Annotated in this window: 18 protein-coding genes and 1 pseudogene; 6 read left to right on the top strand and 13 right to left on the bottom strand. The window is 41.3% G+C overall.

All coding sequences use genetic code 11. From position 1 onward, the window contains the following. Positions 1–23: 23 nt before the first annotated feature. Together MHI55_RS16090 and MHI55_RS16085 are read right to left on the bottom strand one after the other, a co-directional pair. A complete protein-coding gene (locus MHI55_RS16090; RefSeq protein WP_340390611.1) occupies positions 24–854 on the bottom strand; it encodes an SDR family oxidoreductase in 831 nt (276 codons plus the stop codon). A 45-nt stretch (positions 855–899) separates the two neighbouring features. Next, positions 900–1,652, bottom strand: a complete 753-nt coding sequence (locus tag MHI55_RS16085) for an SDR family oxidoreductase (protein WP_338706027.1) — start codon at positions 1,650–1,652, stop codon at positions 900–902. A gap of 116 nt (positions 1,653–1,768) precedes the next feature. Between MHI55_RS16085 and MHI55_RS16080 the strand changes: the two genes are divergently transcribed. Together MHI55_RS16080 and MHI55_RS16075 are read left to right on the top strand one after the other, a co-directional pair. Continuing rightward, entirely contained in the window at positions 1,769–2,212 is a 444-nt protein-coding gene (locus MHI55_RS16080; RefSeq protein ID WP_076253214.1) for a MarR family transcriptional regulator, read from the top strand. A gap of 233 nt (positions 2,213–2,445) precedes the next feature. Further along, on the top strand, positions 2,446–3,411 hold the full coding sequence (locus MHI55_RS16075; RefSeq protein ID WP_076253108.1) for a LacI family DNA-binding transcriptional regulator: 966 nt from the start codon (positions 2,446–2,448) through the stop codon (positions 3,409–3,411). Between the two features lie 150 nt (positions 3,412–3,561). Here MHI55_RS16075 and MHI55_RS16070 read toward each other — a convergent pair whose 3' ends face one another. Further along, complete coding sequence (locus tag MHI55_RS16070; protein WP_340386339.1) at positions 3,562–4,884, bottom strand: 6-phospho-beta-glucosidase; 1,323 nt, start codon at positions 4,882–4,884, stop codon at positions 3,562–3,564. 272 nt (positions 4,885–5,156) lie between these two features. On the opposite strand from MHI55_RS16070, the gene MHI55_RS16065 reads away from it, so the two are divergent. Further along, positions 5,157–5,999 carry a PRD domain-containing protein gene (locus tag MHI55_RS16065; RefSeq protein ID WP_340386337.1) on the top strand — a complete coding sequence of 281 codons (843 nt, stop codon included), beginning with the start codon at positions 5,157–5,159 and terminating at the stop codon, positions 5,997–5,999. Positions 6,000–6,226: 227 nt separating this feature from the next. Further along, positions 6,227–8,110 carry a beta-glucoside-specific PTS transporter subunit IIABC gene (locus MHI55_RS16060; RefSeq protein WP_340390556.1) on the top strand — a complete coding sequence of 628 codons (1,884 nt, stop codon included), beginning with the start codon at positions 6,227–6,229 and terminating at the stop codon, positions 8,108–8,110. A gap of 387 nt (positions 8,111–8,497) precedes the next feature. On the opposite strand, the gene MHI55_RS16055 is transcribed toward MHI55_RS16060, so the two are convergent. The 3 genes from MHI55_RS16055 to MHI55_RS16045 form a co-directional block, all read right to left on the bottom strand. Next, positions 8,498–9,349: an arginase family protein gene (locus MHI55_RS16055; protein ID WP_036616104.1), complete on the bottom strand. Its 852-nt coding sequence runs from the start codon at positions 9,347–9,349 to the stop codon at positions 8,498–8,500. A gap of 170 nt (positions 9,350–9,519) precedes the next feature. After that, positions 9,520–10,407: an arginase family protein gene (locus tag MHI55_RS16050; protein WP_036671243.1), complete on the bottom strand. Its 888-nt coding sequence runs from the start codon at positions 10,405–10,407 to the stop codon at positions 9,520–9,522. A gap of 432 nt (positions 10,408–10,839) precedes the next feature. Then, positions 10,840–11,946, bottom strand: a complete 1,107-nt coding sequence (locus tag MHI55_RS16045; RefSeq protein WP_340390555.1) for an NADH:flavin oxidoreductase — start codon at positions 11,944–11,946, stop codon at positions 10,840–10,842. A gap of 129 nt (positions 11,947–12,075) precedes the next feature. On the opposite strand from MHI55_RS16045, the gene MHI55_RS16040 reads away from it, so the two are divergent. Then, positions 12,076–12,933 (top strand): LysR family transcriptional regulator, encoded by an 858-nt coding sequence (locus tag MHI55_RS16040; RefSeq protein WP_340390554.1) that lies wholly within the window; start codon positions 12,076–12,078, stop codon positions 12,931–12,933. Positions 12,934–13,135: 202 nt separating this feature from the next. On the opposite strand, the gene MHI55_RS16035 is transcribed toward MHI55_RS16040, so the two are convergent. From MHI55_RS16035 to MHI55_RS16020, 4 genes are all read right to left on the bottom strand, one after another. Next, entirely contained in the window at positions 13,136–13,429 is a 294-nt protein-coding gene (locus MHI55_RS16035) for a hypothetical protein (RefSeq protein ID WP_340390553.1), read from the bottom strand. Positions 13,430–14,130: 701 nt separating this feature from the next. Next, positions 14,131–15,369 carry a DUF418 domain-containing protein gene (locus tag MHI55_RS16030; RefSeq protein WP_340390552.1) on the bottom strand — a complete coding sequence of 413 codons (1,239 nt, stop codon included), beginning with the start codon at positions 15,367–15,369 and terminating at the stop codon, positions 14,131–14,133. A 163-nt stretch (positions 15,370–15,532) separates the two neighbouring features. After that, positions 15,533–16,273: a type I methionyl aminopeptidase gene (map, locus tag MHI55_RS16025; protein WP_340390551.1), complete on the bottom strand. Its 741-nt coding sequence runs from the start codon at positions 16,271–16,273 to the stop codon at positions 15,533–15,535. Between the two features lie 146 nt (positions 16,274–16,419). Continuing rightward, positions 16,420–17,274: a helix-turn-helix transcriptional regulator gene (locus tag MHI55_RS16020; protein WP_340390550.1), complete on the bottom strand. Its 855-nt coding sequence runs from the start codon at positions 17,272–17,274 to the stop codon at positions 16,420–16,422. Positions 17,275–17,567: 293 nt separating this feature from the next. Here MHI55_RS16020 and MHI55_RS16015 point away from each other — a divergent pair, with 293 nt between their 5' ends. Further along, positions 17,568–18,197 carry a GNAT family N-acetyltransferase gene (locus MHI55_RS16015; RefSeq protein WP_340390549.1) on the top strand — a complete coding sequence of 210 codons (630 nt, stop codon included), beginning with the start codon at positions 17,568–17,570 and terminating at the stop codon, positions 18,195–18,197. Here MHI55_RS16015 and MHI55_RS16010 read toward each other — a convergent pair. From MHI55_RS16010 to MHI55_RS16000, 3 genes and pseudogenes are all read right to left on the bottom strand, one after another. Beyond that, positions 18,189–18,395: pseudogene (locus MHI55_RS16010) on the bottom strand (thioredoxin domain-containing protein); the annotation flags it as partial. The gene MHI55_RS16015 and the pseudogene MHI55_RS16010 overlap by 9 nt on opposite strands. Positions 18,396–18,561: 166 nt before the next feature. Then, positions 18,562–19,092 carry a VOC family protein gene (locus MHI55_RS16005; RefSeq protein WP_340390547.1) on the bottom strand — a complete coding sequence of 177 codons (531 nt, stop codon included), beginning with the start codon at positions 19,090–19,092 and terminating at the stop codon, positions 18,562–18,564. An 85-nt stretch (positions 19,093–19,177) separates the two neighbouring features. Continuing rightward, the gene (locus tag MHI55_RS16000) at positions 19,178–20,140 is read right to left on the bottom strand and encodes a WYL domain-containing protein (RefSeq protein WP_340390546.1); all 963 of its coding nucleotides are present in this window, start codon (positions 20,138–20,140) and stop codon (positions 19,178–19,180) included. Positions 20,141–20,263 lie beyond the last annotated feature (123 nt).

Below are 20,263 nucleotides of genomic sequence, written 5' to 3'. Positions count from 1 at the left end.
TTAAAAAGGCGTGAAAATTCCAATCAGTTGTTGAAGTAATGAGACTGTTTAAGGTCGGGAATCAGTGCAGGTTGCACTGGCCGCCATCCCATAAGTTCCTGAGTTGCAATGCTTGATCTCGGGATATCGAGCGATGCAAGTGTACTGAGAAAGCCAAAATGGGCATCTGCCTCTTCGCGTGAAATGCTGACTACAGGTACGTTCAGCTGTTCACCAATAGCACTCGCGATGTCGCAAAATGGCACTCCTTCATCTGCGACCCCATCTAGTCGTGAACCAGCGGGTGCCTTTTCTAATGCCAGGCAATATAGATGCGCGGCATCAAGGCGATGCACAGCCGGCCAGCGGTTGTTCCCCTTTCCCACATAGGCTGAGAAGCCCTTAGTCTTGGCAATATTGATCAGGCTCGGCACAAATCCTGTGTCACCCTCACCGTGTACCGATGGACAAAGCTCTACAATCGATGTACGCACTCCACGCCCTGCCAGCGCTAACACTATGTTCTCCGTTGCCACTCCATTCACATGTGTGGTGATTACGAACGGCTTGCCAGATCCTTCAAGTGCCGCCCCCATCGCTTCTACGGCATGCAGATCTGTTGTGAGTGCTCCAGCGAAGTTCGAGAAGTCGTGATGGAATGCCAGATGAATGACGCCATCCGCAGCAGCTGCACCACTACGGAGGCTGTCAAGATCGTTGATGTCACCGCGGTGTACTTCGGCCCCGGACTCTTCTAGTTTCGCAGCACTACTGTCTGAACGCACGAGACCGATGACCTGATGCCCCCTTTCAATAAGTTCGCTGGTGACAGCGGAACCGATGTAGCCTGTTGCTCCTGTTACGAAAACGCGCATCATGAAATCCTCCTTAAGTTACTCACCCTCATTGTATAACTATGATCACCAAGCAATGGGTCCATCCTCATCTGAGAATGTTCCTGTTGGGCCATCCGCTCCAATCATCGCCAGCCGGACCGCTTCACGAGCCCCTTGTTCAACACTACGAGTACCAGCAAAATTATTAAGCGCAGTCGATGTGAAGCCTGGACATGCCGCATTGACCTTGATGTTTGTTGATTCAAGCGCAAATGCAAAGGCAAGTGTCACCGCATGAACAGCTGATTTTGATGCCGAATAGGCACCAAACATCGCACGATGCGAGTTTTCGGGAATAGAGTTCCAGCTAAGGGAGCCGCCGGTACTGCCTATGTTGACGATACGTGCTGCCGGGGCCTCCCGCAAAAGTGGCAACATCGCCTGCGTAACAGCAATAACTCCAAAAACATTAGTCTCATAAACTGTACGAATATCTTCAAGCGAAGCAACGGTCAAAAGACCACTCGCTGCGCCACCGTTCGGAAATGGTTCACCCGATCTGCCTGCGTGCGAGATCCCCGCATTGTTCACGAGTACATCGAGACGACCAAATTCGTTCCGAATACGTTCTGCAGCAGCAGCGATGGAGTTTTCATCGGTAACGTCGAGCTGGAGAGCGTGTGAATCTGAACCGATGCTTTTTGAGGCAGTTTCTCCATTCTCGAGGCTGCGAGATCCAACGAGCACGGTGAATCCTTGTTTCGTGAGATCCTTCGCAATTTGAAGGCCGATACCTTTATTAGCCCCGGTGACCAGAGCGACAGGTTTATCTTGCATAGTTATAATCTCCTTTTTTTGTGATTGGTGAGTCCATATGAACTAAGTTGACACGTCAACCTTGGATCAAATTTAGCACATTGAAGTTGACGCGTCAACCATGTTATTATGCTCCTATGGATAAAAATGAACTTAACGAAGAAGAAATGCGAATATGGCATATGTGGAAAGGTTCCTTTCAGACCATCTTCGGTCGTATCGTCAAAGATATGGCCGATCACTCAGGATTGTCGGAGGGTGATTTTGGAGTATTGGACCGATTAGTCCTTTTTGGGGATGGTAGCCTTCGCCAACAGGAATTAGCCGACTCTATGGACTGGGATAAAAGTCGATTATCTCATCATCTGAAGCGTATGGAAAAACGTGGACTCGTGATGAAGAAACCATTAGACAACGATCGTGGAGTACAAGTCAGTATCACTTCTTCTGGAAAATCAATGTTAGATGATGCCCGTCCCTACCTCTCCAAGGCAATACGCAAACATTTTTTTGAACAATTAACCGAACAAGATATCGAGTTGATTACTAAACTGGCGGAAAGGACAAACTCAAGCTCTTAGCGTCTTATCTAGCCGCCATCTCGACCACGTTTGTTAAAGGTGAGCTTCTAACAAACGTGGTTTTGGTTTGTCAACCAACGTAGAAGGTATATGAAAAATACGTGTCACTTTGTGAGGATTTAAGTTTTTGTTCTCAACATCTAACATGCCATTATCTGGTCACAAATCGAGATGATGGCCTCTACCTTGTAAACAATTAAAATCGTGCTATCCTTAATGATGAGGTGGATCAGATGGCAAATATTCAAGAGATTGCACGTCTTGCAGGCGTTTCTACAGCAACCGTTTCAAGGGTAATTAATCGACATCCTTATGTAAGCGATTTAACAAGAGAAAAAGTCTTGAACATCATTGAGCAATTGGATTATGTCCCTAATTCAAATGCAAAGTCCTTAAAAAATGGAGCGACAAAAGTCATCGGTGTTATGGGTGTTACTTACAATCCCCTTTTGATGTCACTTGTCCGTTCATTCCACATGATATCCCAAAAATACGGATTCAACATTATGCTTTTTATGACAGACGGAGATCGTGATAAGGAGCTTGTAGCGCTTGAAATGTTACGCAGTAAACAGGTGGATGCCCTTCTTTGTCTGGTACGGACGATTGAGTGGGATATCATCGAATCCTATACGAAATATGGGCCAATTGTAACATGGCAGCGTCTTACCAGCGACACCATACCGTCCGTATTTATGGACCAATATCAAGGTTATACGCTGGGTCTCGAATATCTGTATGCCAGAGGTTATCGTAAAATTTTGAACGTGTATTCGTCCAAAGGACAGAATACCTTGGAGCGAATAAGAGCTTATGAGGATTTTGTACAGAAGCATGGGTTGAAGAACACTGGCTTTCCGCAATTTCATAATAAAGTCACCATTCATGATGGTGAGGAAATAGCGCGATGGTGGATAGAACAAACGGACAAGCCGGATGCCATTTCCTGTTCGACTGATGAGGTAGCAGCAGGTATTTTAACGGAGATTCAACGCTCGGGGTTTTCGGTTCCGGATGATGTGGGAATCATGGGATTTGATAATACAGACAGCGCTCACCTGCTGGATCTGACAACGATCCATTACCCCGTGGATAAACAAGCAGAGAATGCCTTTAATATTATTATGAGTATGCTGGAAAATTCGGCATCCAATCTTCATCCTCTTCAGTTTAGACTGATTGAACGAAAATCTACATAAAACAACATCCATCCTTTTAAAAGAAAGAAAGAGCCCATTTGAGATCATGAGTTCTTTTCTCTTCCATCCCGTTAAACTTCATGAACGAACAACATTCAGGCCTGTCCCTATATGAGGGACAGGCCTGAATGACTTCAATCTCTAAATAAATTATTTGTGAAATAGCGGAAGATGTTCTTTATGCGCTTCCAACATTTCATCTAAAACTACCTTAGCAATGTCACCGCTGGTAACGAGCGGATTAAGTGTGAATGCTTGTAGAGCGGTTGCATAATCTCCTGTGACCGCTGCTTCGATCGTCAGTTCCTCCATTGCCTTCATCACCTGCAATAGCCCTTTTTGTGCGGACGGGAATGCGCCAAAGTGAACAGGCTCTGCACCATGGGCTGTAATGATACTTGTAACTTCGATGGCACTGTTATATGGTAGATCGCTAATTGCTCCGCGGTTCTGTGTGTTGACTACCATATGCGTTCCCTTGTTGTTATATACGGAATTAATAACTTCACAAGCTGCGTCGCTGTAATAAGCTCCTCCGCGTTTTTCCAATTCCTTGGGCTTGTAATTCAGGTTAGGATCTTTATAAAGTTCAAACAAACTTTCCTCCAGGCGTTTCACAACCTGCCCGCGAGTTCCTTCGCCATTGACCGCTTCTACTTCCTCTTCAAGCATGCTGTCAGTCATGTAATAGTACCGGTGATAAGGACAAGGCAGCATACCCAGTTGGAGAATTTGCTCATACAAGAAACGCATGCTTTTTATATTTTCTACCATTTTTTCTGGCTCGGCATCAGGACCGTAGAGCTTTTTGATGGCCTGTTTAGTTAGCTCTTTACCATCTCGGTCATAAATTTTGTGCCAGTGAAGGTGATTAATACCGGCAAATTTGAAGAACAGTTCCTCTTCATTTTTTTCCAGAACAGCAGCTTCATTCTTGGAGGAAATAATCGGAACATTGCACAAACCAATGACCTTCTCCCATTTACCATATTGGAGCACAGCTTCCGTTACCATTCCCGCAGGGTTCGTGAAATTGATTAACCAAGCATCTGGGCAAAGTTCCTTCATGTCCTCAACAATTCCAAGAACGACTGGAATGGTACGGAATGCTTTGAACATCCCACCTGCTCCGTTGGTTTCCTGACCAATCATCCCATGGCTAATCGGAATCGTTTCGTCCTTAATACGAGCTTCCAAAAGGCCGACCCGGAATTGGGTGGTGACAAAATCGGCATCGGCCAACGCTTCTCTTCGATTAAGCGTCAAGTGAATATCACAGTCGATTCCCGCCGCTTTTACCATCCGTTTAGCCATGGCTCCTACAATTTCAAGTTTCTCTCTTCCTGCTTCAATATCTACAAGCCACAATTCACGTATTGGAAGTTCATGATGCCGTTTGATAAAACCTTCGATCAATTCTGGGGTGTAACTCGATCCGCCGCCAATCGTCACAATTTTTAATCCCTTTTTCATTTTGAAGTCCTCCTTGTTCTATTGTGTTCTCAATTTGGACTCTATCTTGTGTAATGCATTACATGTCAAGAACTTTTTTTATAGGATTAAATGGGATTAATTTGTAACTTGAAACCGCTTTATCACTTGTGCTATAGTTACCTCAAATAAGGATTGTGACCGTTGATTCGGGCAATACCTAAGAAAGTTTGAATGCCGTTAACCAATTGGCGGCGTTTGAACTATCTTAGGTTTTTTTTATGCATATTGCAGAAAACAAGGAGCCGATGCACATGATTATTGAAAAAGTATTAAACAATAACCTTCTGCTGACCCGCAATACAAAGGGGAAGGAAGTCATCGTTATGGGTAAAGGCATCTCCTTCCAAAAAAGTGCAGGTGATGTGGTCGATGAACACAAGATCGATAAAATCTTCCATTTAGCCGAGCATGCATTTGCTGTAAAAATGGCTGAACTGATACATGAATTACCCGCCGTTCATTTCGAAGTTGTGAACGAGATCGTAAAACACGCCAACCATGTACTTGGTACTGAACTCAGCGACAATATTTATCTGTCGTTAACCGACCATATTAGTTTTGCCATCCAACGTAAGAACAAAGGTATGGAGATTAAAAATGCCATGCTGTTCGAAATTAAACGTTTCTATAAAACGGAATTCAGTATCGGATTGGATGCTCTGCAGTTAATCAGCGACATGATTGGAGTTTCGCTCGGGGAAGATGAGGCTGGTTTTATCGCCTTACATGTCGTCAATGCCCGACTTGACGGCACTGAAATGAAAATGACGATAAAGATGACTGAAATTGTCAACGAGATTTTGAAAATCGTCACGTACCATTACGGCACTGTTCTTGATGAATCGAGCTTAAATTATTCGCGTTTCTTAACACACCTTCAATATTTCGCCATGCGCTTATTGCGCCACGAGATTCACCAAAGCGGCGAAGATTTTTTATATCAGCAGGTGAAAAAGACTTATGTCAAAGCCTTTTCCTGCACTTGCAAGATCAACGAGTACTTAGAAAAAACGTATGTACAGTCCTTAAACAAAGATGAATTCGTTTACTTAACCATTCATATCCAGCGGCTTACTGAACGAAGCACTTTATAGCCCTATTTCTTTCAAGCTAAAACTTCATATACAACACATTAGGATAAAGGATTGTGACTGGTAAAGCAGGCAAAACCTGGACTGATGGCAAAATGATTTTTCTTTTTATTTTGCCACGAGTTCAGGTTTTGCTGCTTTTTGGAAGTGAAACGATGTAAGCCGGCACATCAGGAACGAACAGCTCACAACCTGAGATCAATTACCCATCATGAAGGAGGCAATATGCTATGAGTAATAAAGACAAAGAACTGTCCATACGTGTTATTGAACTTGTTGGCGGTGAATCTAATGTGAATGATGTATATCACTGTGCAACCAGGCTTAGATTCACCCTGAAAGATCATACAAAAGCGAATGAACAGGCGTTGAAAAATACAGCTGGAGTCATCACCGTTGTGAAAAGCGGCGGTCAATTTCAAGTCGTCATCGGCAACAACGTGTCCAAAGTTTATGAAGGAATCATGGAGTACACCAACCTTCAAGATGGCGGCAGCAAGACGGATACTAAAGAGAATGCAGAAAAAACAGGAATATTCGGAAAAACCGTAGATCTTATTTCCAGTGTTTTTTCCCCGCTGCTCAGTGCGCTAGCTGGCGCTGGATTGCTCAAAGGTCTGGTTGTTTTGTCTGTGGCGCTCGGCTGGCTAGATGACACCTCAGGAACTTATCTAATTTTAAACGCGGCATCAAGCAGTGTATTCACCTTTTTGCCCATATTTTTGGCAGTTACTGCCGCAAGGAAATTCAAAGCTAATATGAACGTATCCTTGGCTATTGCAGGAGCCCTGGTCTTTCCGACCATTTCCGCTGCGTTTAATAGCGGTCAAACTTATGATTTCTTAGGCATCCCCATTGTGCTTGTGATGTACACTTCCACTGTGTTTCCAATCCTTCTGGCGGTGTGGGTTCAATCTCATATAGAAAAATGGTTCAACTCGATTATTCACCAGTCTATCCGCAATATTCTTGTGCCGATGCTGTCGCTTCTAATTGTCGTCCCGCTTACCATTCTTGCTTTTGGACCGATCGGCAACAGTGTTAGTCAGGGGTTAGCTAGCGGTTTTACCTCACTCATGCAATTCAGCCCAATGTTGGCAGGAGCAGTCACTGGTGGTTTCTGGCAGGTCATTGTTATCTTCGGACTTCACTGGGCTTTTCTTCCAATTACACTTAATAATCTGGCGACAATAGGCTATGACTTAATGCGGCCTATGTTGACCGCAGCCGTGCTGGCTCAAGCCGGTGCTTTGCTCGCCGTTATGCTGAAAACCCGCAATTCACAGCTTAAAACCCTTTCCGGATCTGCTACGATTACTGCGATTTTCGGAATCACGGAACCAGGCATTTACGGAGTTACTTTACGATTGAAAAAACCGTTCATTTACGCATGTATTTCCGCAGCGATCGGGGGCGCAATTATCGGAGTCGGGGGTGGTCGGGCAGTCGCTTACTCACTTCCCAGCCTGCTCGCTTTTCCTACTTACGTGACAACGGGGTTGGCCTCGGTTGTGATCGGTGTTTCCGTATCTTTTGTCCTGGCTTTTCTACTCACGTTGCTGCTTGGATTCAAGGATCTTGAGGCTACTGTTGAGGAGCCGCAGATTGAAACTTCTGGACAGGAAAAACAAGCGATTGAGCCAAGTGAATCTCGGTTAAACAAGGAAATCATTGTGAGTCCGCTTAAAGGCAGTGTTCAGCTACTTGAAGATTTGCCCGATCCCGCCTTCTCTTCAGGTGCCATGGGACAGGGGCTTGTCATTGAACCCACTGATGGAATTTTGGTATCGCCAATCAATGGTGTCGTAACCACCGTATTCCCTACCGGTCATGCGCTCGGTCTGACCACGGACAGTGGCATGGAGCTTCTGATCCATATTGGAGTGAATACGGTAAAGCTAAAAGGACAATTTTTTGAGAAAAAAGTTAAAGAGGGCGATCGGGTTTCTTGCGGGCAACTGCTTGTAGAGTTTGACGCGGAGCAAATCCGGACAGCCGGTTACATCACTGCCACCTCAGTCATCGTTACCAACTCCGCCAACTACTTGGACGTGTTAAAAACTACTGAACAGGAAGTGAAGCAAGGCGATTATCTAATGTCGGCGGTAGTCTAACGATTGGAGATGGATTACCTGTCGGTAATTGAACTATTTTCAGGTTATATAACTGTCTACTAATTCACTTATTCCGTGTGATCCAAAGAAGCCACTCCGGCAAAGGAGTGGTTTTTCTCTGGATAGCACTTTCCGTTTATTTATCAGCTACAATTGTAAATTCCCATGGAAGTTTTCGGTTTGCCAATCACGATGTCGGATGAAACTCTTGGACCAGTAGGCATCTCTGACTCCACGCTTAACTAGATAATACCAAACGCCTTGTTTCATGAAGACGAAGCAGTTTTGTTGTGATTTTTTACATTTCTAATCTATATGAGCGATTAGCTAAAATTGCTCAAGTATATATAATCATCAGTACATCTACCAATTTTCAAAAACTCTCTTTTAGTTTTTTAGAATTGGCATATCCTTAAGTAAATTTTTTAAGTTTATAGCATCCCATGGAAGATGTTCTGTGATACCTAGTCCAACAACCGTAGTTAACAAGCTAACTTCTTGTATTAAAGTTATCAGCTCTGTAAGTTGCATCGTACCCATACGAGTATGAATTTTGTCAGACAGCGGCTTAGCAAATGACAATGACCTGAAAATCTTCGGATCAAGTACATCCAAATCCAAATGAATTACTACGTATTTGATTTGATTTTCTGAAATCCAGTCCAATATTGGTTTATTATTATCCTTTAATTCGGCGCTAGTTGCTGAACTAATAGATAACCTAGAAATAAGTTCCGATTCATGTTCAGTTGTTTGAACAAGTCCCGCTAACATAACGTTCTTCGGTAAGAAAGGCTTTTTAACCTTTTGAGAAAATTCTGGCGCTCCCTCACCTAACAGATTTCCTAATATATGAGCATGCCCGTTGGGCGTCACCTCTGGGGTTGCCACGTCAGGATGTGCATCGATCCATAATAGTCCAACTTCACTATTATAACGCTCATTTAAATAGGCGAATGGCGCTTGTTCAACCAAACAATCCCCGCCAAACATAACTATTCGATCGGGTTTATAAGCTTCAATTAAATGAGTTGCTGCATCCAGTTGATTCAACAATTGGTTCTTACCTACGATTCCTCCTAAAATACCTTCCTCTGTGTGGAGAGTCATATCTTCACTATAGGATACAGGTACTTTAACTGTCGTATGATTATTGTTTTCTGGAGCTAACCATGCTAGGAGCTCAGCTCCAAGAATATAACTTGGTTTGTTTCCTCCCTGCCACTGGGGCATTAGCATGCGTAACGTTTTAACAGTTTTATTATAAGTCACTTGTTTGTTCTCCTATCTAATACAGATGTAGTTCTTATGAATGCTACTAAGGAGACTAACTATATGAAGAAAGTGCTTCTGTTCCTTAATATCGATGGTCCCTTTCATTAAGCGCATACTTTTGAAGCATTAGCATCTTAATCGTTAAGGATAGGCATTTTCTGAAGTAGTTGTTTTAAGTTTATTGCATCCCATGGAAGATGTTCGGTTATCCCGAGACCAACTACATCAGTGACATCACTAACTTCATTGATCAATTTTGCTACCTCAAAAAGTTGCATTTTCCCCATAGGAAAATCAATCTCTAAGTCTGATAACGGATTTGCAAAGAGCAATGATCTGAAAATTTTCGGGTCAAGAACGTCCAGATCCAAATGAATCACCAAATATTTAATCCTATTCGTTTCGATCCAATCCAGCACAGTTTTGCTACTTTCTTTTAATTGAGAACTGGACGCTGATTTAATTGATAATCTTGAAATTAGTTCCGATTCTTGGCCAGTCGGTTGATCTATTCCCGCGATCATTACGTTCTCTGGACGAAAAGGCTTATCTACTTTAGCAGCGAATTCAGGAGCTCCCTCACCTAATAGATTACCCAATACATAAGTATGACCATTGTAGTATTCTTTTGGTGTTGTTATATCAGGATGCGCATCAATCCAAAGTAATCCCAACTCACCACTGTAACGTTCGTTTAAATAAGCGAATGGGGCTTGCTCCACTAAACAGTCTCCTCCAAACATGACAATTCGGTCTGGTTGATATGCTTTGATTAAATGATTTGCCGCATCAAGTTGATTTAATAATTGCTCTTTTCCCACAATATCACCTATAATACCTTCCTCTTTTTCCAAGGGGGTATCATCACTCATTGAAACAGGTACTTTAACGGTTATATGCTTGTTATTCTCTGGAGCTAGCCATTCAAGAAGCTCAGCTCCAAAGGAGTAATTAGGATTATCTCCCCCTTGCCATTGAGGCATTAACATACGCAACGTTGTCGAATTTTCTTTGCTTTTCATGATCTTTTCTCCTTTACATCGAGGTACAATTTAGTATACATGAGTCACATATTATGAATAGTACGCACTTTTATGATAGGTACTTTCCAAAAAGATAGTGTGTAACTTATAGATGAATTCCACAGGCGGCATCAAAGATTCAGGTATCTTTCGTTGTTATCTGAATAAGAACGTTAAAATCACTTTGAAATGGATATTTCCCAATATTAATTAGTATATAATTGCAACCCACTAATTGAATGTCTGTTTTCTACCTTAATTGCCACAGGTCATCCGTTTAAAACGACCTATGGCAATACTATTATTGCTCAATAAGTTCTGAAAGCCATTTATTTGGTGTCGAGAATGCATACCACTGATTGAGAGCTCTACACAGATAGTATGACATCCTCAGTTTGAAATAATTGAGTAAAATACTTTTGTCTGTTCCCATTAAAGGATTTCAAAATTTTTGATCGTTGCATCTGGTCGCAGTATCTTATCCTCTCTCATCTCAGCTAGTAGCTTACCTTCTTTAACTTTAGTAACCCAATCGTGGTTAGCTAGAGCTCCCTTTCCTAATGTCACGAGATCAGCCTTATCATCAGTGATGATTTCAGATGCTTTTAATGGATCTTCAAGTTGACCGTTGGCAATGACACTTTTACCTGAAAATCTTTTAGCTAGTTGTACCAATGAAGGCCCATTCTCTTCGAAAGCAGGCTTCCATGCCTTATATTCAGTCACATGAATGTAATCAAGCCCGGTTTGCCCTAATCCACCGAAAATGACTTTAGCATCTGCTTCACCTCCACCCCATTTATGGATATAGTCATTGACTTTGGCTTGAGAAATTCGAATACCTACTGTAAAATTCGGTCCAACGGCTTTACGGACTGCAGATGAAACTTCAATTAAAAGCCGTACCCGATTTTCGGTCGAACCGCCATACTCATCTGATCGTTCATTAGTGTAGTCGGTCAAGAATTGATCAAGCAAGTAACCATTGGCTCCATGAATTTCAACACCATCAAACCCTACTGCTTTTGCCCGGATTGCTGATTCCACAAATCCCTGAATCACTTGTTCGATATCTTGCTTTGTTGCAGCTATCGGAGTAGGAAATTTATCAACTCCACCATAGAACGCCAAAGGATCTCCTTTAGGTTGCACTTCTGAAGGAGCTAGGTTATGGGAACTGAAGCGATTTCCTTGAGAAAGTGCTCCTGCATGCTCAAGCTGAACTATAATTGCAGCATCCGCTTCATGTACAGTATCCACGACTTTTTTCCAAGCAATAGCTTGTTCTTCATTTATCAAGCCAGGTTGGTTAAAGTAACATTGACTGTACAATTGATCTGTGTATGTTCCTTCTGTAATGACAAATCCAAAACCTCCACGAGCAAAAGACGCATAATATTCAGCCATCTGCTCCGTGGCAAGACCTTCCGGAGTAGCACTCGTACGAGTCATTGGAGCTACTCCTACACGATTTTTTAGAAAGTTATAACCAACGTTGACAGGTTCAAACAATTTATTTTTTTGTACCAATTTAACCATCCACCTTTAACAATTATGTTTATATATCTTTCAGAATATGAACATTATAAAATGAATGAAATGAACAGTAAAATTGATGTTATTGAATCTTTAGTTCATTAAAAATGAACTCACTTTAGGAGGGTATCTATGGAACTCCGCCATTTGATTACATTAAAAACTATTGTTGAAAAAGGAGGGTTTAAGAAAGCAGCTGAACATCTCGGTTATGCTCAATCTTCTGTCACAACACATATTAAAGAATTGGAGGAAGAGTTCGGTAAGCCTATTTTTGATCGCTTAGGTAAACAAGTTGTGCTCACACAATACGGACATCAATTTCTGCCGTATGCTCATAAAATTATTGAGTTGTATACGCAAGCACTTACTTCAAATGATGAGCCCTTGGGAAATTTGACACTAGGTATTTCGGAATCCTTAATGATCTGTCGCATCCCTTCTTTATTGGTTGAGTATGGTGAGAAATATCCGCAAGTTAACCTTTCGCTCAAATCACTTGACTACCAAGATGTCTCTCAAGCTGTTCAAAATGGTGAGATTGACCTTCTTGTTGCCTTAGAAAAAGAGGGATGGGGGGCTCCCGAACTACACTGCGAACGTTTGGTGAGAGAAAAAATGGTCCTTATTAGTCCCCCTCATGAGAAAAACCATGCAAAAGGAACTGTGTTATATACGGAACGTAGCTGCAGTTACAAATCTGTATTCAAGGATTACATCAATTATAAAAAAGTCGATGTTATGAACAGTATAGAGTTCCAAAGTATCGAAGCGATTAAGCAATGTGTGAAAAACGGACTAGGCATTTCGATGGTTCCTTACTTTTCTGTCAAAGAAGAATTAAAATCCAAAAAATTTCAAGGCGAAGAAGTTGGGTCTGACCGCCCTACAATATCCACATATTTGGCATATCATAAAGATAAGTGGATTTCACCTGCAATGAAACAGATGATTAATCTAATTCAAAAACACGCAGCTAATTGGGAATAGCTCACTTTTGAATAAAAAGAAAGTCAGCTATTAAATATAATAGCTGGCTTATTAATATGTGCATAATAGAAACTCCTTACTCAAAAAATCTTGGGATATCTACTAAAAATAAGTGTTTCATCTTTCACATTTTTGTTAAATATCAACGACGATAGAACATTTATTAGCGCTGGGGCTCAAATCCTCAGGTAAATGTATCAACTTATCTAATAGGAACAAATATACGAATCATAAAATCATCCAAGGCATATTCAAGATTCAATCTAATCCGAAATGACACAATGTTCTTGTCCCTCGACATCAACTCATAATATATGGTATCGACCGAACCATTAAAGGTTACGATGACATCAGGTCTCGCATCCATAATCTTTTCCAGTTTCGCTGAGTCACTACCCAAGTCAATAATCTGGGCAGGACAGGCGTAAGGCTGTAATGTAGCAAACTCCTTCATTGCTTCCAACCCACTGGTTGATGCGAATGTAGGACTATTCAAAGCAAAAAGTGATGCATAATTATCTAATCGATCATTGAAATAAGTTCTTTCCGCTCAACCCTTGAGATAGGCAATTACATGGATTAAACAAAAAAGTCGCTGCTTTAGCGACTTTTATATGAATACCTAATCTCCAGCAGAGTATCCTATGAAAAATATTTTCCTGAGTGCAGATCTTCTATTTCTTGAGAAAGTCTTTTAGTATGTAACTTCATAATTCTCCAACCTCCATACTTACACATACTCACTGTTCTTTTCGTTTAAAAAACATCTTGCCAACCATAAGTCCCATAGCCGATGAACAGATCAGATACCCAAAGAACAAGAAAAGTAAATAAATAACATGAAGATCTGCAGGAATCTGTTTCAAACCTTCAAACCAAGCAAAACGAAAAGGATAAAAGATGACTACCCAAATGATCAGCAAGAAAAGAAGAAAATTAATTATTTTTAGCACAATAATGATCCTTTCAAGCTTGAGTGGAAACAGTTGAATGTATATGCTTCATCTTTCATTTCGCATTACCTTACCACTGCCCGCACTATATTAGTTAGCTTATGTATTAGGGTTGATATGTTGAATCTATAAATAATTACTAATTATAACAGGAAACATTAGGAAGATGATCGTTACGGCATAAAGAAGCCCTTTCTTTTGGTGGAACGAGCTTCTTTTTGCGTTTCACGATAACACTTTATGCTTACTGGACACCAGGCGCGTTTTCATTCGTAGTTAAATTCGATCTTTTCTTCTTTCTTGGCTGCCCTTTCCAGGACAGATAAGTCCAAATCCGTAGGATATACTCCACAGGTCCATTGCTAAATTTCTTAAGATATAGCGGACTGAGCCACAATTGAATAACGTAGACAGCAAGCGCAATAATTGCTCCGATAAACACGCCAGCACTTCCAAACAGTCCCAGGCCATATCCATAGAAAATTGTTGTACAGATTACGCTCTGCATCAGATAATTCGTCAACGAGAGACGGCCGACCGCCTCGAACCTGCCCATCAGGCTGAAACGGCGGTTTCCAGCATACAACAGCGCGAATGCGTATATGTATCCGAGTGCAAGCAACGCTCCTCCAAGCGTCCCCCCGATTCCGATTCCGAGCCAACCTTCCGCACCCAATTGTGGCGCCAATACACCGTATGCTTTGAGTATCAAACCTACCGGAATCAATAATGATGCCCGGCGAAGATATATAGCTCGCATCGTTTGGGGATCGCTAAACGTGCCTATTCTGGCAGCGTGCATGCCGAGCAGGAACATCGGCACCGTCATGAGTGGTGCTAACATCAGGGCTATCAGGGCAAATGACAGCTCCAAATCCCCGCCGAATGGATCGCCGTTATTACTGAAATTCCTGATTTCCGCGTATGTGCCGTTGCCGTATACATCCTGACTTTGAATGATGTAGTTCTCCATATGAATGGACTCAATCGCCAGCGGGTTCATCGGATTAGATGCCGGGAGACCAAGTATGCCCGCTCCCATTAGTAGCAGTACCGCCCATATGAGCAGCGTTTTGGGCTTCCGATTAAGGAACATGAGCAAGAAGAAACCAAGTACGCCGTAAAACGCCAAGATATCCCCTTCCCACAGATAGATGATGTGCAGCAATCCGATACCAAACAGCAGTAGAAAGCGTCGAGCCAGATGACACTTGGGTCGTAAATCTCGTGATTGTAGGCTTTCCGATAGCTTAATCATGCCAAAGCCGAACATAAATGCAAAAATCGGCATAAAACTGCCCACTACAGTAATAAGCAGGAACGAGAGAAAGGCCTGGTCTGCACCGCCGATCCCGAAGAGTTGGGGTTTACTCTGGCCGAACATTCCGTATTGGAAAGCCAGCATATTCGCCAGCACAATGCCGGCCAGACTGAATCCGCGCAGTCCATCTATTAATTGGACGCGTTTTGTTGATGTGCTCAATCAATCACCTCTGTATATAACGTAAAGATCAGTCCTTAATATACGTTAAATCCTTCCATAATTTCAACATAAATTAATATGCAAGGGTTTCTAATACGATCTGTTATAACGTACCAATAAAACAAAAAAAGCCGCTAAATTAGCGACTTTTAATTGGAACATTTTAAAGGGTAACAATAATTGGACCATTTTTCGAAAGGATGATCGTATGTTCAATTTGAGCTACATAGCTGTTTTTAGTAGCAAAGGTCCAGCCGTCTCCTGTTTGGAATACTTCTTCTTCTGAGGTGGAGACAAATGGCTCGAATGCGATAACCATGCCTTCTTTTAACAATTCATCATCCGATGGATCATTATAGTTATAGATGTGGTCAGGTGCTTCGTGTATTGCACGTCCAACACCATGTCCTGTAAGGTTTTTGATAACCGTTAATTCATGCTGTCTAGCAGTTTGGAATACGGCTTTTCCGATCCCGCTTTTTTTGGATCCCGGTTTTGCTTTCTTAAGACCTGCTTCAAATGCTTGTTTAACAACGTCGCATATTTTCGTTAACACTTCTTCGCCTTCGCCTACGACAAATGAGATTCCCGTATCTGCAAAATAACTGTTCTTCGAGCCAGAAACATCAATATTGACGATGTCCCCTTCTTGAATTACCCGCTCTCCCGGAATACCATGTGCCACTTCTTCATTAACACTAATACAAGTGAACCCTGGGAAATTATATTCACTTTTAGGAGCAGAAACTGCGCCAGCTTTCTCAAAAAGCTCTCCGGCCAGATCATCAAGTTCTTTAGTCGTTATGCCTGGGATGGTTCTTTGAACCAATTCATCTCTAATAGAAGCCACAATTTTGCCAATTTCCTTCAAACCATTAAAATCTTCTTCTGTTCTTGCGATCATTTTTTCTTACCTCACTATCTTTTATCATTAATTGATTACATAAGTGTTATCTTTGATTGCACATTAGATAATCATATCCAAAGCAGCAAAGCTTCGCAACTTTTTTATCAACATCATGAGTGTGGTTGTTCTCTTGTTCCTTCGTATTATTGAAGTTCAATTCTGGATCCCTTCATATATTCTGCGCCATAAGTGAGGGTATAGTTTTGAAGTAGTCCTTGTATGGTGGTTATCTGTTCTGGAATAGCGTTACTACTAGTCCTGACGATAAATACAGGCAAGATATCGTTTTCCCTGAATTGGTTGAGCAGCCCTGTCAAAACTTGAAAATCGTCACGGTTTGCAGTATCCAACGTTTCTTCAAATCGAAAAATGTTATTGGGGCTTACATTATTTTCCTGAAGGATCTTCTTAAGATACGCATGTGAATCACCTTTTACTAATTCAGATAGCTTGATCAAATATGGAGAAGTTGAATTTTGTTCAACATGTCCAAATATATCGATGTGAATCCATTTATTTGGTTCGCTGTTTATCGTCTCAGGAATTTCAAATAATCTACGATGTCTTGCAAAAACTAATGCTGGATCGATGATTTCCCTACAGTGATCTTTCATCTCCTGTTTCTTTTTATGTTGTTCACGAAATGCTTTCGGTCCTTCCGGAAAAATCTTATTAAATCGTTGATAAAAATATCTGGGTGAAGAAAAACCACTCTCAATTGATATTTCTACCAGACTTCGATCTGTCGTCAATAATTGTTTGATTGCGTGCTCAATGCGCAAGTAATGAAGCAAGTTTTGCAGCGTATCTCCTATTAATAACTTGAATTGTGATGATAAATAATCCAAATTTAAATATTCCTCTGTGTGCTTGGCGATATCATTCAAAGATGCCTTGTTAATAAACCCCCTATTATTGAATAAGTAATCATATATTCTTCCTATTCGTTGCAGCTTGGTTGGGTTCCCTTCGAACATTCTTTTCGCATCAAAATTCATAATAAGCAGGTCCAATAACTGTTCGACTGTATTCTTTAACGTTAAAAATGGCATCTCACTCTTAGTTACAATTGGAGTTATTAACGTGCATATGGCCTCAATGATTCCTTCTGTTTGTTCTAAACCTAGATATGCTCCAGGGCTAAATTCATGCGCAAACCAGACATAGGATAAATCAGGGTAATATTCCTTTGCAAATGCAGCATCGATATTTATTTGGAGGACGACATTGTTTTCATCGGTCTGCCATAGACGGTGAACTTGATTGATATTGAAGGATTGGGGAGATATGAATGAACCAAATTCAAATCACACAGCAGCTTAATGCACAACAACAAGAACAAGTTGCTCATTTATTTTACGAAGCTTTTCCATTGAAAGTAACACATCTTTGGTTTTATGCAAAAACGAAAAAACAAGCAGTAGAACTATTAGCTCAGTCTATTCAATTTGAACAGGGCATTTACGCATTAAGAAATGAAGAAGTAGTTGGATTTCTCGGTTACAATATAGGAAAAAAAGCGTTCACACCTGCCAATTATGCAGCTTTTCGGAACGTGTACTCCCCAGTGGTAGCGACTTGGCGATTTTTATTTTATGCGTTTTATTTGAAATTTCATTTGTATCACGAACATGTACTGCATATTGACCCTATTGCCGTATCTGAAGAAGCACGTGGTCATGGCATAGGTAAATTGCTATTAATTAAGTTGGAGCAAGTCGCAAGAAATAAGCAAATTACTATAATCAATCTAGAGGTCGTCGATACGAATCCTTCAGCACAAAAATTATATGAGCGGTTCGGTTATATGCTTAAAAAAGAACTGAAATCGGGCCCGTTTACTGCCAAGGCAGGCTTCAAAAAAGTGATATTTATGCAAAAATGCTTATCGAGCACCCATTCATCAATCAAATCAGAATAAAGGAGGCCAAGCGGATCTTGTGTCCACGTTAATATCAGCAACCATTTCTTTTAAACGCTCTGATGACAACATACCGATTTCTTGCTCAACACGCTTACCATCTTTGAATAAAATGGTTGCAGAAATGCTCATAATCTGAAAACGTGACGGGATTTCCACTTTGTCATCCAAGTTAACTTTAACAATAACAACTTTAACATCTTCCGTGTTTTCCTTAGCTTAAACATGTTCCCTCCTTTCATTAGTGTGATGGAAACATGGGAATGGATTATAAGAAGCTTAATGAGGATACTTCGAACGATACAGATGAATAGGATTAGGACAGTAGAAAACGAGCGCATCCATGTTTAGGATGCGCTCTGAACTAGCTGTTCATGGAAAAATCGCTTTTGGCCCACTCAGCGACTCTTCGACTACTTTCTTCTTCCGATAGATCTTCAATCCGAGTCAGAATAGACCACCGTACGCCAAAAGGGTCTAGTATACTTCCGAATCGATCACCAGACGCAAAGTTAATAATTTCTTCTCTTACTTTCGCCCCTCTGGATACGGCGGTTGCAATGGTTTCATCCACATTAATGACATAAATCCCTAAAGAATAACATGCATGATCTTGATCTGGGGGCAAAGCCAATTGATATGCCGGGTTTGCAGCCCCCAGCTGTAAAAAACCATTTCCAAAATCTAATTCGGCATGAACAATAATCTTATTACGATTTCCATCTGGATGCTCAGTGATATCTTTCACCCTTGCATTGAAAACAACTTTGTAGAACTCTATTGCTTCAGAAGGGTCTTTCACTGTTATAAATGGGGTAATCGATGTAACGCCGTTAGGTGTACCCTTCTTTGTATATTTTCCTGAAACTGCCTTGTGTTTTGTCTGTCCACTCATATGTCTACTCCGCCTTCCTTCTCAGTAATCCGAGATTGTCATCATTATAAAACAACTTCACTGACATCTACTGTCAGTGAAGCTGTTAAAGTTGATAGTATTCTATTAACTCGGATACAACAGCAACAAGTCTGTCCTTCACACGCAGTGGTTCGATGACTTGAATGGACTTCCCATAGGATAGGAGAAAATAGGGGACGTATGTATCAATTGATTTTTCATCAAATAAAAAGATGGCTTGATTAGAAGTCCGCTCTTTCAGATAATGTCCCATAAACCAATGCAGCCCCAAGTCATCCAATGCCTCTGATCGGCCTTCGATAACCAAGGAGATTAACCCCTCTTTGCCCCCTACATCAGGTAATAAATTTTGCAGAAAAAATTCACGGGCTGAAAAGGCTTCCGAACGATTAAAGCGGAGCGGAGTATGCTTGATTCGCAGAATACGATCTGCTCGAAAACTGCGGAATTCATTCCTCAAGTGGCAAAACGCAATGGTATACCATTTATTATTCCAGTAAACCATTCCATACGGGTCTATTACTCTATTCTTGGGTTGTTCATCGCGGCTTCTGCGATAATCAATTTCGACAGAGCAATCATTAGCCACGGCTTGCTCCAATTCCGCCAAGATCGGCTGAACGGATGGATCTCCCATGCGATTGATAACGTTAAACCCGTCTAAATGACGGCGAAGTGTGTTTTCCTGATCCTGATTTGTATACATTTTCAATTTGGATGTGGCATTGTCCAATGCCTCACTTAAAGGGTATCCAGCTTCTTTTGCAAACACAGCAGCTTGGAGAAGTGCCTTTTTTTCATCAATATCAAATAACAGAGGTGCCTTGATATGCTGATTCAGCAAGCTATACCCGCCGTTGTGACCCGTATCGGAAATGATCGGTACTCCACTGGCACATAATGCATCAATATATCGATATACGGTTCTTATATTGATTTCTAACTTTTCGGACATCTGTTTTGCAGTTACTTTGGTGCCTGAATTCAGCATCCATAGAATGGCTAACATATTATCGTTCTTTGGCATAACCTGCATCCTCATCTTCAGTTCATTATTGGATATCTCTACATTATATCAGTACAGCATATTTTACATAAAACAACTTCGTTGGGCGATACTACCTAGAAATATATTCTCCGGTTTGGAGCG

It is taken from the genome of Paenibacillus sp. FSL E2-0151, from assembly GCF_037993015.1.
GTDB classification, from domain to species: domain Bacteria; phylum Bacillota; class Bacilli; order Paenibacillales; family Paenibacillaceae; genus Paenibacillus; species Paenibacillus amylolyticus.
Note: the sequence above shows the minus strand (reverse complement) of the source record. Positions and strands in the feature narration are given on the sequence as shown.

Coding starts and splice junctions, on each gene's coding strand:
- MHI55_RS16000 (WP_340390546.1), bottom strand. CDS start 20,140: ATGCCAAAGAACGATAATATGTTAGCCATTCTATGGATGCTGAATTCA.
- MHI55_RS16055 (WP_036616104.1), bottom strand. CDS start 9,349: ATGCTAATGCCCCAGTGGCAGGGAGGAAACAAACCAAGTTATATTCTT.
- MHI55_RS16040 (WP_340390554.1), top strand. CDS start 12,076: ATGGAACTCCGCCATTTGATTACATTAAAAACTATTGTTGAAAAAGGA.
- MHI55_RS16090 (WP_340390611.1), bottom strand. CDS start 854: ATGCGCGTTTTCGTAACAGGAGCAACAGGCTACATCGGTTCCGCTGTC.
- MHI55_RS16085 (WP_338706027.1), bottom strand. CDS start 1,652: ATGCAAGATAAACCTGTCGCTCTGGTCACCGGGGCTAATAAAGGTATC.
- MHI55_RS16070 (WP_340386339.1), bottom strand. CDS start 4,884: ATGAAAAAGGGATTAAAAATTGTGACGATTGGCGGCGGATCGAGTTAC.
- MHI55_RS16060 (WP_340390556.1), top strand. CDS start 6,227: ATGAGTAATAAAGACAAAGAACTGTCCATACGTGTTATTGAACTTGTT.
- MHI55_RS16045 (WP_340390555.1), bottom strand. CDS start 11,946: ATGGTTAAATTGGTACAAAAAAATAAATTGTTTGAACCTGTCAACGTT.
- MHI55_RS16015 (WP_340390549.1), top strand. CDS start 17,568: ATGAACCAAATTCAAATCACACAGCAGCTTAATGCACAACAACAAGAA.
- MHI55_RS16065 (WP_340386337.1), top strand. CDS start 5,157: ATGATTATTGAAAAAGTATTAAACAATAACCTTCTGCTGACCCGCAAT.
- MHI55_RS16020 (WP_340390550.1), bottom strand. CDS start 17,274: ATGAATTTTGATGCGAAAAGAATGTTCGAAGGGAACCCAACCAAGCTG.
- MHI55_RS16050 (WP_036671243.1), bottom strand. CDS start 10,407: ATGAAAAGCAAAGAAAATTCGACAACGTTGCGTATGTTAATGCCTCAA.
- MHI55_RS16080 (WP_076253214.1), top strand. CDS start 1,769: ATGGATAAAAATGAACTTAACGAAGAAGAAATGCGAATATGGCATATG.
- map (WP_340390551.1), bottom strand. CDS start 16,273: ATGATCGCAAGAACAGAAGAAGATTTTAATGGTTTGAAGGAAATTGGC.
- MHI55_RS16075 (WP_076253108.1), top strand. CDS start 2,446: ATGGCAAATATTCAAGAGATTGCACGTCTTGCAGGCGTTTCTACAGCA.
- MHI55_RS16005 (WP_340390547.1), bottom strand. CDS start 19,092: ATGAGTGGACAGACAAAACACAAGGCAGTTTCAGGAAAATATACAAAG.